General features: G+C 72.0%; 10 protein-coding genes. 5 read left to right on the top strand and 5 right to left on the bottom strand.

What is annotated here, in order from left to right; all coding sequences use genetic code 11:
• Positions 1-37: 37 nt before the first annotated feature.
• Complete coding sequence (locus tag ACLU3S_RS17215) at positions 38-2,623, top strand: bifunctional FO biosynthesis protein CofGH (RefSeq protein WP_413952748.1); 2,586 nt, start codon at positions 38-40, stop codon at positions 2,621-2,623.
• 59 nt (positions 2,624-2,682) lie between these two features.
• Positions 2,683-3,252: a hypothetical protein gene (locus ACLU3S_RS17210; protein WP_413952747.1), complete on the top strand. Its 570-nt coding sequence runs from the start codon at positions 2,683-2,685 to the stop codon at positions 3,250-3,252.
• Here ACLU3S_RS17210 and ACLU3S_RS17205 read toward each other — a convergent pair.
• Complete coding sequence (locus tag ACLU3S_RS17205) at positions 3,245-3,754, bottom strand: DUF2165 domain-containing protein (protein WP_413952746.1); 510 nt, start codon at positions 3,752-3,754, stop codon at positions 3,245-3,247. The genes ACLU3S_RS17210 and ACLU3S_RS17205 overlap by 8 nt on opposite strands.
• Positions 3,755-4,064: 310 nt before the next feature.
• Here ACLU3S_RS17205 and ACLU3S_RS17200 point away from each other — a divergent pair, with 310 nt between their 5' ends.
• The gene (locus tag ACLU3S_RS17200) at positions 4,065-5,180 is read left to right on the top strand and encodes an ADP-ribosylglycohydrolase family protein (protein ID WP_413952745.1); all 1,116 of its coding nucleotides are present in this window, start codon (positions 4,065-4,067) and stop codon (positions 5,178-5,180) included.
• 18 nt (positions 5,181-5,198) lie between these two features.
• Here ACLU3S_RS17200 and ACLU3S_RS17195 read toward each other — a convergent pair whose 3' ends face one another.
• Both ACLU3S_RS17195 and ACLU3S_RS17190 read right to left on the bottom strand, forming a co-directional pair.
• A complete protein-coding gene (locus tag ACLU3S_RS17195) occupies positions 5,199-6,770 on the bottom strand; it encodes a sodium:solute symporter family protein (protein WP_413952744.1) in 1,572 nt (523 codons plus the stop codon).
• Positions 6,771-6,898: 128 nt separating this feature from the next.
• Positions 6,899-7,687, bottom strand: coding sequence for an SDR family oxidoreductase (locus tag ACLU3S_RS17190; protein WP_413952743.1), 789 nt, complete (start codon positions 7,685-7,687; stop codon positions 6,899-6,901).
• A gap of 80 nt (positions 7,688-7,767) precedes the next feature.
• Here ACLU3S_RS17190 and ACLU3S_RS17185 point away from each other — a divergent pair, with 80 nt between their 5' ends.
• The gene (locus ACLU3S_RS17185; RefSeq protein ID WP_413952742.1) at positions 7,768-8,607 is read left to right on the top strand and encodes a hypothetical protein; all 840 of its coding nucleotides are present in this window, start codon (positions 7,768-7,770) and stop codon (positions 8,605-8,607) included.
• 9 nt (positions 8,608-8,616) lie between these two features.
• Here the strand turns inward: ACLU3S_RS17185 and ACLU3S_RS17180 are convergent, their stop codons facing one another.
• Positions 8,617-10,476 carry an MFS transporter gene (locus tag ACLU3S_RS17180; RefSeq protein WP_413952741.1) on the bottom strand — a complete coding sequence of 620 codons (1,860 nt, stop codon included), beginning with the start codon at positions 10,474-10,476 and terminating at the stop codon, positions 8,617-8,619.
• 197 nt (positions 10,477-10,673) lie between these two features.
• Positions 10,674-13,247 (bottom strand): D-alanyl-D-alanine carboxypeptidase, encoded by a 2,574-nt coding sequence (locus ACLU3S_RS17175; RefSeq protein WP_413952740.1) that lies wholly within the window; start codon positions 13,245-13,247, stop codon positions 10,674-10,676.
• A 181-nt stretch (positions 13,248-13,428) separates the two neighbouring features.
• On the opposite strand from ACLU3S_RS17175, the gene ACLU3S_RS17170 reads away from it, so the two are divergent.
• A partial coding sequence (locus tag ACLU3S_RS17170; protein ID WP_413952739.1) for a GOLPH3/VPS74 family protein occupies positions 13,429-14,028 on the top strand: 600 nt, incomplete at its 3' end.

The raw sequence follows: 14,028 nt of genomic DNA, 5'->3' as shown, positions 1-14,028 counted from the left end.
CGATCGGGCTCCACCGGCGGAGCCATATCCTCGAAGGATGACGACTTCCGCGACCTCCGGAACCGGCCCGACCGAGAACTCCATGCGTCGCGCCCTCAAACGCGCCCGGGACGGCGTCGCCCTCGACGTCGCCGAGGCGGCGGTGCTCCTCCAGGCCCGCGGCGAGGCCCTGACCGGCCTCGCCGCGTCCGCCGCCCGGCTGCGGGACGCGGGGCTGGAGGCGGCGGGCAGGCCCGGTGTGATCACCTACTCGAAGAGCGTCTTCATCCCCCTCACCCGGCTGTGCCGGGACAAGTGCCACTACTGCACCTTCGTCACCGTCCCGGGCAAGCTGCGCCGCGCCGGGCACGGGATGTTCATGTCCCCGGACGAGGTCCTGGACATCGCCCGCAAGGGCGCCGCCCTGGGATGCAAGGAAGCCCTGATCACCCTGGGCGACAAGCCCGAGGAGCGCTGGCCGGAGGCGCGCGAGTGGCTCGACGCGCACGGCTACGACGACACCATCGCCTACGTCCGCGCCGTCTCCGTCCGCATCCTGGAGGAGACGGGCCTGCTGCCCCACCTCAACCCGGGCGTGCTGACGTGGACGGACTTCCAGCGGCTGAAGCCGGTGGCGCCGTCGATGGGCATGATGCTGGAGACCACCGCCCGGCGCCTGTGGTCCGAACCGGGCGGCCCGCACTTCGGCTCGCCGGACAAGGAACCGGCCGTGCGCCTGCGCGTCCTGGAGGACGCCGGCCGCTCCTCCGTGCCCTTCACCTCCGGCCTGCTGATCGGCATCGGCGAGACGTACGAGGAGCGCGCGGAGTCCCTCTTCGCGCTGCGGAAGGTGGCGAGGGCCTACCACGGCATCCAGGAACTGATCATCCAGAACTTCCGCGCCAAGCCGGACACGGCGATGCGCGGCATGCCGGACGCCGAACTCGACGACCTGGTCGCCACGGTGGCCGTCGCCCGGCACATCATGGGCCCGTCCGCCTGCCTCCAGGCCCCGCCGAACCTGGTCGACTCCGAGTACGAGCGGCTGATCGGCGCCGGCATCGACGACTGGGGCGGGGTGTCGCCCCTCACCATCGACCACGTCAACCCCGAACGCCCCTGGCCGCAGATCGAGGAACTCGCCGCGAAGTCCCGGGCGGCGGGCTTCGAGCTGCGTGAACGCCTGTGCGTCTACCCGGAGTTCGTCCGGCGGGGCGAGCCCTGGCTGGACCCGCGGCTGCGCCCGCACGTGTCGGCCCTCGCCGACCCGGAGACCGGCCTGGCCCGCCCCGGGGCCCTTCCGCGGGGCCTGCCGTGGCAGGAGCCGGAGGAGGTCTTCGTCGCGACCGGCCGCACCGACCTGCACACCTCGATCGACACCGAGGGCCGTACGGGCGACCGGCGCGACGACTTCGACGAGGTGTACGGCAACTGGGAGGCCCTGCGCGAGGCGGCCGCCCCCGGGATGGCGCCCGAGCGCATCGACACCGACGTGCGCGAGGCCCTGCGCACGGCGGCCGACGACCCCACGAGGCTGACCGACGCCGAGGCCCTGGCCCTCCTGCACGCGGACGGCCCGGCGCTGGACGCGCTGTGCCGGGTGGCCGACGACGTGCGCAGGTCGGCGGTCGGCGACGACGTGACGTACATCGTCACCCGGAACATCAACTTCACCAACGTCTGCTACACGGGGTGCCGCTTCTGCGCCTTCGCCCAGCGCCGCACGGACGCCGACGCGTACACGCTCTCGCTGGAGCAGGTGGCCGACCGCGCCCAGCAGGCGTGGGAGGTCGGCGCCGTCGAGGTGTGCATGCAGGGCGGCATCCACCCCGACCTGCCCGGCACGGCGTACTTCGACATCGCCAGGGCGGTGAAGGAGCGGGTCCCCGGCATGCACGTGCACGCCTTCTCGCCGATGGAGGTGGTGAACGGCGCCACCCGCACCGGCCTGTCCATCAGGGAGTGGCTGACCGCCGCCCAGGAGGCCGGCCTGGACACCATCCCCGGCACGGCGGCGGAGATCCTGGACGACGAGGTCCGCTGGGTCCTGACCAAGGGCAAGCTGCCCACGGCCACCTGGACCGAGGTGATCAGGACGGCCCACGAGCTGGGCATCCGCTCGTCGTCCACGATGATGTACGGCCACGTCGACCAGCCCCGCCACTGGCTGGGCCACCTGCGCACGCTCGCCGGCATCCAGCGCGAGACGGGCGGCTTCACCGAGTTCGTCACCCTGCCGTTCATCCACACCAACGCGCCGGTCTACCTGGCGGGCATCGCGCGCCCGGGCCCGACCCTGCGGGACAACCGGGCCGTGACGGCGATGGCCAGGCTCCTGCTGCATCCCTGGATCCCCAACATCCAGACGAGCTGGGTCAAACTGGGCACCGAGGGGGCGGCGGAGATGCTCCGCTCCGGCGCGAACGATCTGGGCGGCACGCTCATGGAGGAGACGATCTCGCGCATGGCGGGCTCCTCCTACGGCTCCTACAAGTCCGTCCGGGACCTGGTGGCGGTGGCGGAGGCGGCCGGCCGCCCGGCCAAGCCGCGTACCACGGTCTACGGCGAGGTGCCCGAGGAGCGGCAGCGGGCGGCGGAGGCGTCCGACGGCCACCTGCCGGATCTGCTGCCGGTCCTGGACTGAGTACGATGATCCGACCCCCGGTCCGAGCGGGGGCCCCGTAGCGGAGGAGATGCGTACCCGTGGCTGCCCGACTGCCCTCGTGGGCCTGGGTCACCGGTCTGACGGCGGGCGCGACCGTGGCCGTCGTCGCCCTCGCCGTCCAGGCGGACCACGGGCCGCACCCCACGGCCGCCGTGGCCAGGCCCAGCGCCTCGGCGTCGGCCTCGGCGCACGCACAGGCGTCCGCGAAGCCGAAGGCGCCGGCCGCGCCCGCCCTGCCCGCCGGGTCCGGCGCCGGTCGCCGGATCGTGTACTCGCTCGGCGAGAAGCGCGTGTGGCTGGTCGACGCGACCGGCAGGGCGACCCGCACGTTCACGGTGTGGCCGGGCACGGTGAATCCCGCGCCGGGCCGCTACTCGGTCACCCTGCGCACCCAGTCCCTGCGGGGCTCGGACGGCGTCCAGATCGAGCACGTGATGTATTTCACGAAGACGGAGGGCGTGAACATAGCCTTCTCCAACGCCCTCGACGGCTCCTCGCCGCCCCCGGCGAACGGCCAGAAGCTGGGCGGCATACGGGTGCACAAGGCGGACGGAGCCGCCCTGTGGGCCTTCGGCGATCAGGGCACCAGGGTGGCGGTCGTCAACTAGCCTCCCCCTGCCGGGAGGGCAGCTGGTTGACGATCAGGGCGACGCCGCTCAGCAGGAAGATCCGGGTCGCCGCGTCCAGCCCGTTCCATGTCTTCGACTGCCACATCGCGAACCACTCGCCGCCGATCGCGATGAACCCGGCCCCGAAGAGCAGCAGCAGCATCAACAGGCCATAGGTGGAGACCCGCCGCGCGAGCGCCTGGTCGCGCCGCGAGGCCCAGAGGTACGTCCCCCAGATCAGCACGAGTGCCGCCACGGTCTCCCACACGATGATCAGCACGTAGGCGGTGTCCTGAAGACCCGTGCTGGTGACGGCCCGCCACATCAGGTCGTGGTCCTTGAACGTCGTGTCCATCGCCAGCACGTGCCGCACGAACTGCTGGTTGGTCCCGAAGTCCGTGATGTTCCCGACGGCGACGAGGGCGATGTAGAGCGCGAGTATCCCGGTGAGCACACCGGCGGCAGGCCTGAGGCCGGAGTTGTGTGTGGGGGTGGTGGTCATGGCCGAATTCTCCCCTGCCACCAGCGGACTTCTCACGTGCCCATTGCGCCAGAATCCGGCCGCGGATCGGCCACGCACGCCAACTCCCCTCCCGTTCACGCCCTCGGCGGGGCGCTCTCCGAGGGCGCCTTCGAGCCGGACGGCACCGATCCGCCCGACTCCGGCCCCGACCGCGTCCTCGTCGGGGTCGAAGCGCTCACAACTGGACGGCGATGACCTGGAGGGACCGATTTGCCCCGCTGAACGGACCGTTCCCGGTCGATTACAGTGCTGAGCGTCGTACGGACGGACGGTGCCGAAGGGAGGTCGCGTGAGTACGACGACCGGCGCCGTCTGGGGCCGTGCCGAGCAGCAGGACTTCCGCAGCCGGGTGCGCGGCACCCTGCTCGGGGTCGCCGTGGGCGACGCACTGGGCGGGCCCGCCGACGCGCTGTCCCTGGCGGAGATCCGGTCCGCGTACGGCCCCGAGGGGCTGCTCGACCTGGCCTTCGGGCACGGGCGCCGCGGTTCGGTCACCCATCACACCCAGCTGAGCCTGTTCACCGTGGACGGCCTGATACGGGCCCAGGTGCGCCGCGACACCGGCGCCTGGCACCCGCCCACCGATCTGCACCGGGCGTATCTGCGCTGGGCGGCCACCCAGCGGGACTGGGGGCCGGACGAGCGCCGCAAGGACGACGGCTGGCTGGCCCGTCAGGAGTGGCTGTACGCCCGCCGCGATCCCACCCGGGCCCTGCTCGTCGGGCTCGGCGACGAGACCATGGGCACGCTGGACCAGCCCAAGAACCCGGGTGAGCTGGGGCCGGAGGCCGTCGCCCGCTCGGCCCCGTTCGGGCTGCTGGTCGGCTGGGAGCCACAGCTCGTCGTCCAGCTCGCGGTGGAGTGCGCGGCCCAGACCCACGGGCATCCCCTCGCCTACCTGTCGGCGGGCGCGTACGCCGTGATCGTGCACGCCCTGGCCCGCGGGGACAGCCTGGACGGCGCCGTGCAGCGGTCCCTCGCCCTGCTCGCCGCCCGCCCCGGGCACCAGCCGGTCTCCGACGCCCTCCAGCACGCGCTCGGCGCGGTGCGCCAGGGGATGCCGAGCCCCACCCGGGTCGAGGAGCTGGCCGGGGACGGCACGGCCGACGGGCTGCTGGCCGCCTCGGTGTACTGCGCGCTGGTGGGCGAGGACGTGCGGCACGGGCTGTGCCTGGCGGTCAACCAGAGCGGACCGTCCGCCGCGGCGGGGGCGCTGACCGGCGGGCTGCTGGGCGCCCTGCACGGCGAGACGGCCCTCCCGCCGGCCTGGCTGGCCGAGCTGGAGGGCCGTCCCACGATCCTGGAACTCGCCGACGACTTCGCGATGGAGATGACCCAGGGGCCCGCGCTGCACGGGCCGGCGGGTGCGTCGCCGGGCTGGCTGGTCCGGTACCCGCGGGCCTGAGCCCAGGGCGCCCGGCCCTCACGCCTCGTGGACCGGCGCCCCGATCACGTCGTCCCCGGCGCCCGCGGGCACCGGCGCCGCGGCCGCCGCGTCGCCGTCCGAGTTCACCTGGTCGATGATCGCCAGCCGCTCCGGGGTGTCCTCCGGCTTGAGGTAGCCGATCGCGATGTAGAGGACGAGGGAGACGGCCAGCGGCACGGACACCTGGTACTCCAGCGGCACTCCGCCGGAGATCTGCCAGCTGATGGGGTAGTTGACCAGCCAGAAGGCCAGCAGGCCCGCCGCCCAGCTGGTGAGCGCCGCCGTCGGGCCGGAGCGGCGGAACGGGCGGAGCAGACCCAGCATCATCGGGATGGCGATGGGGCCCATCAGACCCGCGACCCACTTGATGACGACCGTGATGATGTCCTTGAACGTCGGGGAGTTGACCTGCGTGGCCACCGCCATGGACAGCGCGAGGAAGACCACCGTCGTCACGCGCGCCGCGACCAGGCCCGAGGTCTGGCCCCAGGAGCGCGCCCGCGCCGACAGCACCGGTGCCACGTCCCGGGTGAACACGGCCGAGATGGCGTTCGCGTCGGAGGAGCACATGGCCATGGTGTGCGAGAAGAAGCCGACGACGACCAGGCCCAGCAGGCCGTGCGGGATGAGCTGCTCGGTCATCAGGCCGTAGGAGTCGGAGCCGTCCGGCTTCTGCGCGTGGACCAGCAGCGGGGACATCCACATCGGGAAGAACAGGACCACCGGCCAGACCAGCCACAGGATGGCCGACAGCCGGGCCCCGCGCTCGGCCTCGCGCGCGCTGCCCGTCGCCATGTAGCGCTGGGCCTGGTTGAGCATGCCGCCGTTGTACTCGAAGAGCTTGATGAAGAGGAACGCCAGCAGGAACACCGTCCCGTACGGGCCGACCAGGGGCTTGCCGTGGCCGTGCAGGGCCGGCTGGTTCCATGCGTCGAAGAAGCCGATGTGCTTGTCGTCCAGTTTCAGTACGACGGCGACGAACATCGAGATGCCGGCCAGCAACTGGATGACGAACTGGCCGAGTTCGGTGAGCGCGTCGGCCCACAGGCCGCCGATCGTGCAGTAGACGGCGGTGATCGCGCCGGTGACGAGGATGCCCTGGTTGAGGGTGACACCGGTGAACACCGACAACAGGGTCGCGATCGCCGCCCACTTGGCGCCCACGTCCACGATCTTCAGCAGCATGCCGGACCAGGCGAGCGCCTGCTGGGTGGAGAGGTTGTAGCGGTTCTTCAGGTACTCCAGCGGGGAGGCCACGTGCAGCCGCGACCGCAGCCGGTTGATCCGCGGCGCGAACAGCCGCGCCCCGATGGCGATTCCCAGCGCGATGGGGAAGGACCAGGTGACGAAGGAGGTGACGCCGTAGGTGTAGGCGATGCCCGCGTATCCGGTGAACATCACCGCGCTGTAGCCCGACATGTGGTGCGAGATGCCGGAGAGCCACCACGGCATCTTGCCGCCGGCCGTGAAGAAGTCGGAGACGTTGTCCACGCGCTTGTGCGACCAGACGCCGATCGCGACCATCACACCGAAGTAGCCGATGAGCACGGCCCAGTCGAGACTGTTCATGTGCCCGATCGTGGGTCTGCCTCCATGAACACGACAAGCAAGCGTAGGGTCAAGTAAAGGTAAAATTGTTCGTCTGGATGACTTCCGTTCAACCACATGAACAAGGAGCGGTGGCGGACCGAGCCGGGTCAGCGCATCAGCTCACCCGCGTTGACCAGCAGCGACTGCCCGGTGATGGCCCGCGCCCGGTCCGACGACAAGAACACCGCCGCGTCCGCCACATCCCCGTCGGTGGCCAGTTCCGGCAGCGCCATCCGTCCGGTCAGCCGGGCCAGCACCTCCTCCTCCGGCACGCCCTCCGCCTGCGCGGTGAACCGCACGTACGCCTGCACCGGCGGCCCCCACATCCAGCCCGGCAGCACGGTGTTGACGCGGATCCGATGCGGTCCCAGCTCCCGCGCCAGCGAGTACATCGCGCTGGTCAGCGCCCCCTTGGAGGCGGCGTACGCGGCCTGGCGCACCTGCGAGGGAGCGGCGACGGCGGACTGGGTCCCGACGAACACCACCGACCCGCCCCCGCCCGCCTTGAGCGCCGGCAGGCACGCCCGGGTCATCCGCAGCGTCCCCAGCAGGTTCACGTCGATGACCGACTGCCAGGTCGCGAAGTCCGCGTCCTCGATTCCGCCGAAGCAGGAGTCCCAGGCCGCCACGTGCACCACGGCGTCGATCCCGCCGAACCGCTCCCGCGCAAGCGCGGCCAGCCGCTCGCACTGCCCCTCGTCGGTGATGTCCGTGGCCCGGTACGCGGTGCGGCCGCCGCCCGGGTCGATCTCGGCCGCGCTCTTGGCGAGGTTCGCCTCGGTGCGCGCCCCGAGCACGGCGTTCCCGCCGTCCCGTACGACGGCCGCCGCGACCTGGTGGCCGAGTCCGGCCCCGACCCCCGAGACGACCACGGTCCTGCCGGCGAGCAGCGGCATCGGTGCCTCCCCTGGTCTGGCGCTTTATCTGACGGGGCGTCAGAGTAGGGGCGACCGCAGGAGGACGGAAGGGGAAGGACATGAGCGAGGACACCCGCAGCGAGCTGTACGCCGAACTGGCCGCCGTCGGCCCCTACGGTGTCCGCCCCGGCCACGCCCTGATCACCCTGGTCGAGCCCCACCCCGGCCACGAGTACGCCTACAACCGCTGGTACGAGGACGACCACTACTACGCCGGCGCGATGGCCATGCCCTGGATGTACGCGGGCCGCCGCTGGGTGGCCACCCGCGACCTGCAGCTGCTGCGCTACCCGGAGAAGTCGGCGGTGGCCCGGCCGGCCACCGCGGGCTGCTATCTCTCCACCTACTGGATCACCGCCGGCCGCTACGACGACCACATGAAGTGGACGGTCGCCATCAACAAGCGCCTCGACCGGGACGCCCGCGTGTACCACGACCGCACCCACGTCCTGACCGCCTTCCAGGACCACGCGACGACGGTGTACCGGGACGGCGCGGCCGGTCCGCGCGATGTCCACGCCCTCGACCATCCCTACGCCGGGCTGGTGCTGGAGGTGATCGACGCCGACTCGCCGCGGCAGCGGGGCGAGCTGCTGGAGTGGCTCGGCACCCGGCACCTGCCCCGCCGCCTCGCCGGCTCCCCGGCGGCCATGGCCACGGTCTTCCTTCCCACCCCGCTGCCCGGCGACCGCATGACCTACGTCCAGCAGGTCGAGGGCGTGGGCACCCGGGTGACCCTGCTGTGGTTCCTGGAGGCGGACCCGCGCGCGTGCTGGGCGGAGCACTTCACCGGGCTGGACGCGGACGTGGCCGGTGCCGGGCTCGGCCGGGTGGAGCTGGTGGCCCCGTTCGTCCCGACGGTGCCGGGCACCGACACGTACGTGTCCGCACTGCGCTGAGCGTGAGCCTCACTTCAGCTCGTCCGGGCACGGCGTGCCGCGGGGCAGCTGGTACGGCGCGGCCAGCCGGTAGGTACCGGCCTTCGGCGCGAGCAGCACGGTCCACTTGTCCCCGTCCGGGTCCTCAGGCGTGGCCATCAGGCACCCGTTGACGTTGCGGAAGGTCTTCGGCGGGCCCGAGGAGACCAGCTGCGGCGGCTTCAGGCTCTTGCCGTGCTCGTCGACGACGCTCAGCCACGGCGAGTACGGGATGCGGATCAGGATCCGCCCGGCCTTGCGCACCTGCAGCGTCATCTCGCCCTGATCGGCCCGGTCCACCACCGCGTTCGGCTCCGCGAGCGGCGTCGGATCGGTCACCCGGAACAGCTGCCAGTTGGCATCGCCCCAGATCTGCGTCAGGTACGGCATCCCGCGCCGCAGCAGCTCCCGCTCCCGCTGGCCGCCGTCCCCGTCCGGGTTGTCCTTGGGCAGCACGACGAAGTGCACGGCCCACCGCTGCAGCCACTCGTGATAGTTCGCCGAGTTCAGCGTGTCGTCGTAGAAGAGCGGGTTGCGCTCCATGTCGGCCTGCCGGTTCCAGCCGCGCGCCAGATTGACGTACGGCGCGAGCGCGGAGGCCTCGCGGTGCGAACGCGCCGGGACCACCTCGACGCGGCCCCGCTCGGCGCCGACCTTCTGCAACTGGTTGACGAGCGGGGCCAGCTCGCGGGCCCAGGACGCGGCCGGCGTCGTATGGACGATGTCGTCCACCGACTTGTAGCCGATCCAGCCGGCGAAGCCCAGGAACGCCACCACGGTCAGGTACCACTTGCGCGACTTCGGCTCCGTGAACGGCAGCGCCGCGATCAGCGTCGCACCCGCGAACAGCATCGGCAGCCGCGAGATGTTCGACCCGATCTGCGAGCTGATCAGCCACACCAGGACGACGCTGATGCTGTAGACGGCCGCCGTCAGCCGGACGGTCACCCACTGCTTCGGCACCAGGAACAGGCACAGCAGGCCGTACAGCAGCGGGAGTATCACCGAGCCGATCGTCATCGGCTGGGTGCCGGAGAACGGGAAGAGGAAATAGGAGGCGGCGACCACCGCGGACGGGGCGAGCCCCAGCGCCCAGGCGCCCGGCCGCCGCTTCTGCAGGAACAGCGCGACCGCGACCAGGCCCACGAACAGCCCCGAGACGGGCGAGGCCATGGTGGAGAGGCCGGCCAGGGGGGCGGCCACCACCGCCTTCGCCCAGCGCTTGTGCCGCCAGCGGTACGGCCAGCAGAACACGGCCGCGACCGCGCCGAGCCCGAACATCGTGCCGAGCCCGAAGGTCACCCGGCCCGACACCGCGTTGCACAGGAACGCGAAGACCCCCGCGAGGGAGGCCCACAGGGGATTGCGCACCACGCGGCTGCGGATCAGGATCATGGTCAGCAGGCCCGCGGACACGGTCCCGGCGATCATCATCGTCGTCCGCACGCCGAGGACGGCCATCAGATACGGCGACACCACGCTGTACGACACCGGGTGCATGCCCCCGTACCAGGCGAGGTTGTACGCCGAGTCCGGGTGCCGGCCGACGAACTCGGCCCACGCGTCCTGCGCCGCGAGATCGCCGCCACTGTTCGCGAAGGTGAAGAACCAGATGATGTGCAGGACGCCCGAGAGCGCGGTGACCGACAGCACCGGGTGCACGAGCAGCCGCCTGCGCAGGGGCTCGGCGGAGGCGAGGAGACGCGCGAGCCGGCCGTGGCCGTCCCGGCCCCCGTCCGTACCGCCCTTACCGGCGGAACTGCCGGCGTCGGTCGCGGACAGGCGTATTCGCGGGCCGGATCCCGGGCCCGGATCGGCGTCGTCGGCGTGTGTCGGCTCCGCTGTGGCCACCTGAAGGCACTCCCGTGTCCCGTCTTCTGTTCTCGGCCGCTTCCCCAGGTGTTCCCGGCCGCTTCCCGTCCAGTCTCGCGGCCCTGTTCCGCGACCGGCGACCTGCCCCGATTCGTGACGCTAGCACGCACCCCGCCGCGCGGCTCCCGGGTGGGGCGCCGTCGGCGGGGTGCGCGGGCGGGCTGGGGGTGGTGCGATCAGCCCAGCCGGGTGAGCTTCGCGCCGAAGCCGGGCTCGGCCAGATCCTTCGCCAGGGCCACCGGGACCCGCACCGCACCGGCCGAACCGTCACCCACGGTGAGCGATCCGACCTTGGTGCCGGCCTTCGCGGTGTGCGGCACGGCGTCCGAGGCGAAGGACAGTTTGACCTTCAGCCCGGACCAGCCGGCCGCCGTGACGTCCTGCGTGGCCACCACCGGGGTACGGCCGCCGAGGCCGTCGTCCACGTATCCGACGACATCGCCCTTCTTCAGGACCGTCGCCGGCTTCAGCGCGCCCTGCGCGGCCCGGATCAGCTTGTCCGCCGCGTCCAGCGCCCCGCTGAGGATCGTGTTGTCCGAGCCGCCGGCGGGCTGGCGGATCACGGCGCCGACGATGGTCCGGGTCTCGCCGCCGACCCGCTGCTTCGCGGCGAAGACCAGGTTGCCGAGGGCGGAGGTGGTGGTGCCGGTCTTGATGCCGACGACGTTGTTGTGGCCGACCAGATGGTTCCAGTTGGAGTGGTTCACGCCCTTGTAGTCGTCGTACGACATCATCGCCGCCACCTCGCGGAAGGCGGGCAGGGTCATCGCGACCTTGGCCAGCTTCACCTGGTCCACGGCCGTGCTCACCGTGGAGTTCGTCAGGCCCGAGGGGTCGGTGTACGTGGTGTTCGTCATGCCGAGGCGCTTGGCCGCGGCGTTCATCTTCGCGACGAACGCCTTCTCCGAGCCGGCGTCCCAGCGGGCGAGCAGCCGGGCGATGTTGTTGGCGGAGGCGATCAGGATGCTCTCCAGGGCCTCGCGCTGGGAGATCGAGTCACCGGCGGTGACGCTGACGGTGGACTCCTGGCCCGCGTTCGACTGCTGCTCCGCCGTCTTGTCGATCTTTATCTTGGGGCCGTCGGCGCCGCTCTTGAGCGGGTGGTCGCGCAGGACCAGGTACGCCGTCATCACCTTGGCGACACTCGCGATCGGCACGGGCTTCTGCCGGCCGGACGAGCCGAAGGAGCCGATGCCCTGGACGTCCAGCGCGGCCTCGCCCTGGGACGGCCACGGGATGACCGCCTTGGCGCCGGAGAAGGTGTACGAGTCCTTCGCGGTGAGGTCGAGGGTGGGCTGCGGGAGCGGCCTGAGCGTCTGTACGACCGCGAAGACGATCGCCAGCAGCAGGACCAGCGGGGTCCAGATCTTGACCCGGCGGACGAGCGTGCGGACCGGGGTCTCCGGGGGCGGCGGCGTGTTCGTCAGCTCCGCCAGCAGGTCCAGCGGGGGCTTGGGCGGGAGCGGCTGCTGGGTGGTGCGCTCGGGGCCGACCTGCGGGACAGGGGTGGTGGCGTCCGGCTGGGCCGGCCTCTGCGCCGGCACCGGCCGCGCGGCCGGCTTCATGTCGTCCTTCAGCGCGACGAACCTGCTGGTGCGCTCGGCGTCGGACTCGGGAACCCTCGATGAAGCGGGCGAATCGGGTGACTTGGGCGTATCAGGCGTCTTGGGTGTATCGGGTGTCTTGGGCGCCTTGGTGGGGCCGCCCAGCTTGAGCATGGTGGTCGGCTGGTCGACCTCCGGCTTCCTGGGACGGACTGCCTTGAAGACGGTGGTGGGCTGATCGACGGGGTCCTGCGGCGCGGCGTCCTGCGGAGCCTTGGCGGGTGCGGGTGCGGGTGCGGGTGCGTCGTCGGTCGCCTCGGCTTCGCCTGCGGCGTCCGGGGTCCCGCCCGGACCAGCCGTGCGGGTCTCGTCGTCGGCCGCGGGTGGCCCCTGTGGGGCGTCCTCGCCGTCGGTGGCCTCCGGCTCGTCGGCCACCGCCGCCTTGGCCTGCGGCGCCTCTGCGGGTGCGGGGGCGTCGTCGTCGGTCGCCTCGGCTTCGCCTTCGGCGTCCGGGGTCCCGCCCGCACCACCCGTGCGGGTCTCGTCGTCGGCCACCGCCGCGTCGGCCTCGGCGGCCTCGTCCGCGTCAGCCTTCGGCTCCGCGTCGCTCTTCGCGTCTGCGTCCGCGTCCGGCCGGGCGTCCGCGTCCGTCCGCGCGTCGGCGTCCCGGCCGTTCCCGGACTTCGGGGCCGCCTCCGCCCTCGCGTCCGCCGGGGACTTCGCCCCCGCTTCTGCCTCAGTCCGGGCCGCGGCCCGGACTTCGGACTCCGCCGCCTCGGCCTTCCCGGTCTCCTGGCCCTCGGTGTCCTCCGCCGCCACGGCCCGCCCGGCCCTGGTCTCTTCGGCCTTGGTCTCCTCGGTCTCCTGCGCCTCGGTCTCCTGGGCCCCTTCGGGCTCTCGCTTCTTTGCAGTCGCGTTGGCGCCGCGGACCCATGCCGAGACCGCGTTGCGCAGGGCCGCGTCCTGCCCCGGGGTGTCGGAGCCGGCGGAAGCGTCGTCGGGTTGGGCCGGCTTCCCGGCGTCCCGTACCGACAGGACCTTCGTGGCGGTGTCCACGCCGCCCGAGGAATCCTTTTCGCGGGCTACCGCGAGCCGCGGATCACGCGCCTCGGGAACCGGAGCCGCGCTCCCCGACGTCCGTTCCGCCGACGACTCGCGCTGCTTAGACCTGTCGGGGGACTCGCCCGCCACCGATGCCTCCTCCATGCGCCGCACGCCCACGCGCGCGCCCTGTCCGAACCATGTACCAGTGTCCTGTGTGAGGGCTTGGCCCCTGCGGTAGACGAGAACGACATACCTGCCGGTTCCCTCACGAACCGGTCACGCACCCTCGACAGACCAATGTGAGAGGGGTCACCCTGTCATTCATCCACGCGGGGAGGCATGGATGGGCAGGAGCCGCAGAACACTTCCGGAGGAGCTTCTGTTGCTGGCACTGGACCCGGCCACGGGTACCACTGCGCAGCCGCAGTCGCTCGACCTCGGTCTGGCCGGTGCACAGCTAGTGGAGCTGGCGCTGGCCGGACGGATAGCCCCAGACGGGGATCGTATCGCCGTGGTGGTGCCACGGCCGACAGGAGATCCGACTCTGGACTGCGCGTTGGAGTTGCTGCGAAGGCGCGGCGCTCCCGTGCGCGCCGTCCACTGGATCGGCGGGCCCCGGCTGGGGCTGCGTCAGACCTACCTCTCGCATCTGGAGCGGTGCGGCATGGTCGCCGCGGTGCCGGGCCAGATGTGCGGGGTGCTGCCGACGACGCGCTACCAGGCGACGGACACCGCCATCAGCCGGGAGATCCGCGCCCGGCTGGACAACGCGATCCGCACCGGCGTACCGCCGGACCCGCGGACCGCGGCGCTCGCCGCCCTGGCGCACGCCGTCGGGCTCGGCAAGCATCTGTACCCGGGCAACGAGGGCAGGTCCTCGCGGTCCCGGCTGCGCGATCTGATCCGGCACGACCCGATGGGCGGGCTCGTCGCGCACGCCGTG

The organism is Streptomyces sp. AF1A (genome assembly GCF_047340315.1).
Taxonomy (GTDB): domain Bacteria; phylum Actinomycetota; class Actinomycetes; order Streptomycetales; family Streptomycetaceae; genus Streptomyces.
The sequence above is the reverse complement of the archived record's forward strand: the minus strand, read 5'-3'. Positions and strand labels throughout refer to the sequence as shown.

Bases quoted from the DNA above. Each gene is read 5' to 3' on its own strand.
- ACLU3S_RS17215 (WP_413952748.1), top strand. From the start codon at position 38: ATGACGACTTCCGCGACCTCCGGAACCGGCCCGACCGAGAACTCCATG.
- ACLU3S_RS17205 (WP_413952746.1), bottom strand. From the start codon at position 3,754: ATGACCACCACCCCCACACACAACTCCGGCCTCAGGCCTGCCGCCGGT.
- ACLU3S_RS17195 (WP_413952744.1), bottom strand. From the start codon at position 6,770: ATGAACAGTCTCGACTGGGCCGTGCTCATCGGCTACTTCGGTGTGATG.
- ACLU3S_RS17190 (WP_413952743.1), bottom strand. From the start codon at position 7,687: ATGCCGCTGCTCGCCGGCAGGACCGTGGTCGTCTCGGGGGTCGGGGCC.
- ACLU3S_RS17185 (WP_413952742.1), top strand. From the start codon at position 7,768: ATGAGCGAGGACACCCGCAGCGAGCTGTACGCCGAACTGGCCGCCGTC.
- ACLU3S_RS17175 (WP_413952740.1), bottom strand. From the start codon at position 13,247: ATGGAGGAGGCATCGGTGGCGGGCGAGTCCCCCGACAGGTCTAAGCAG.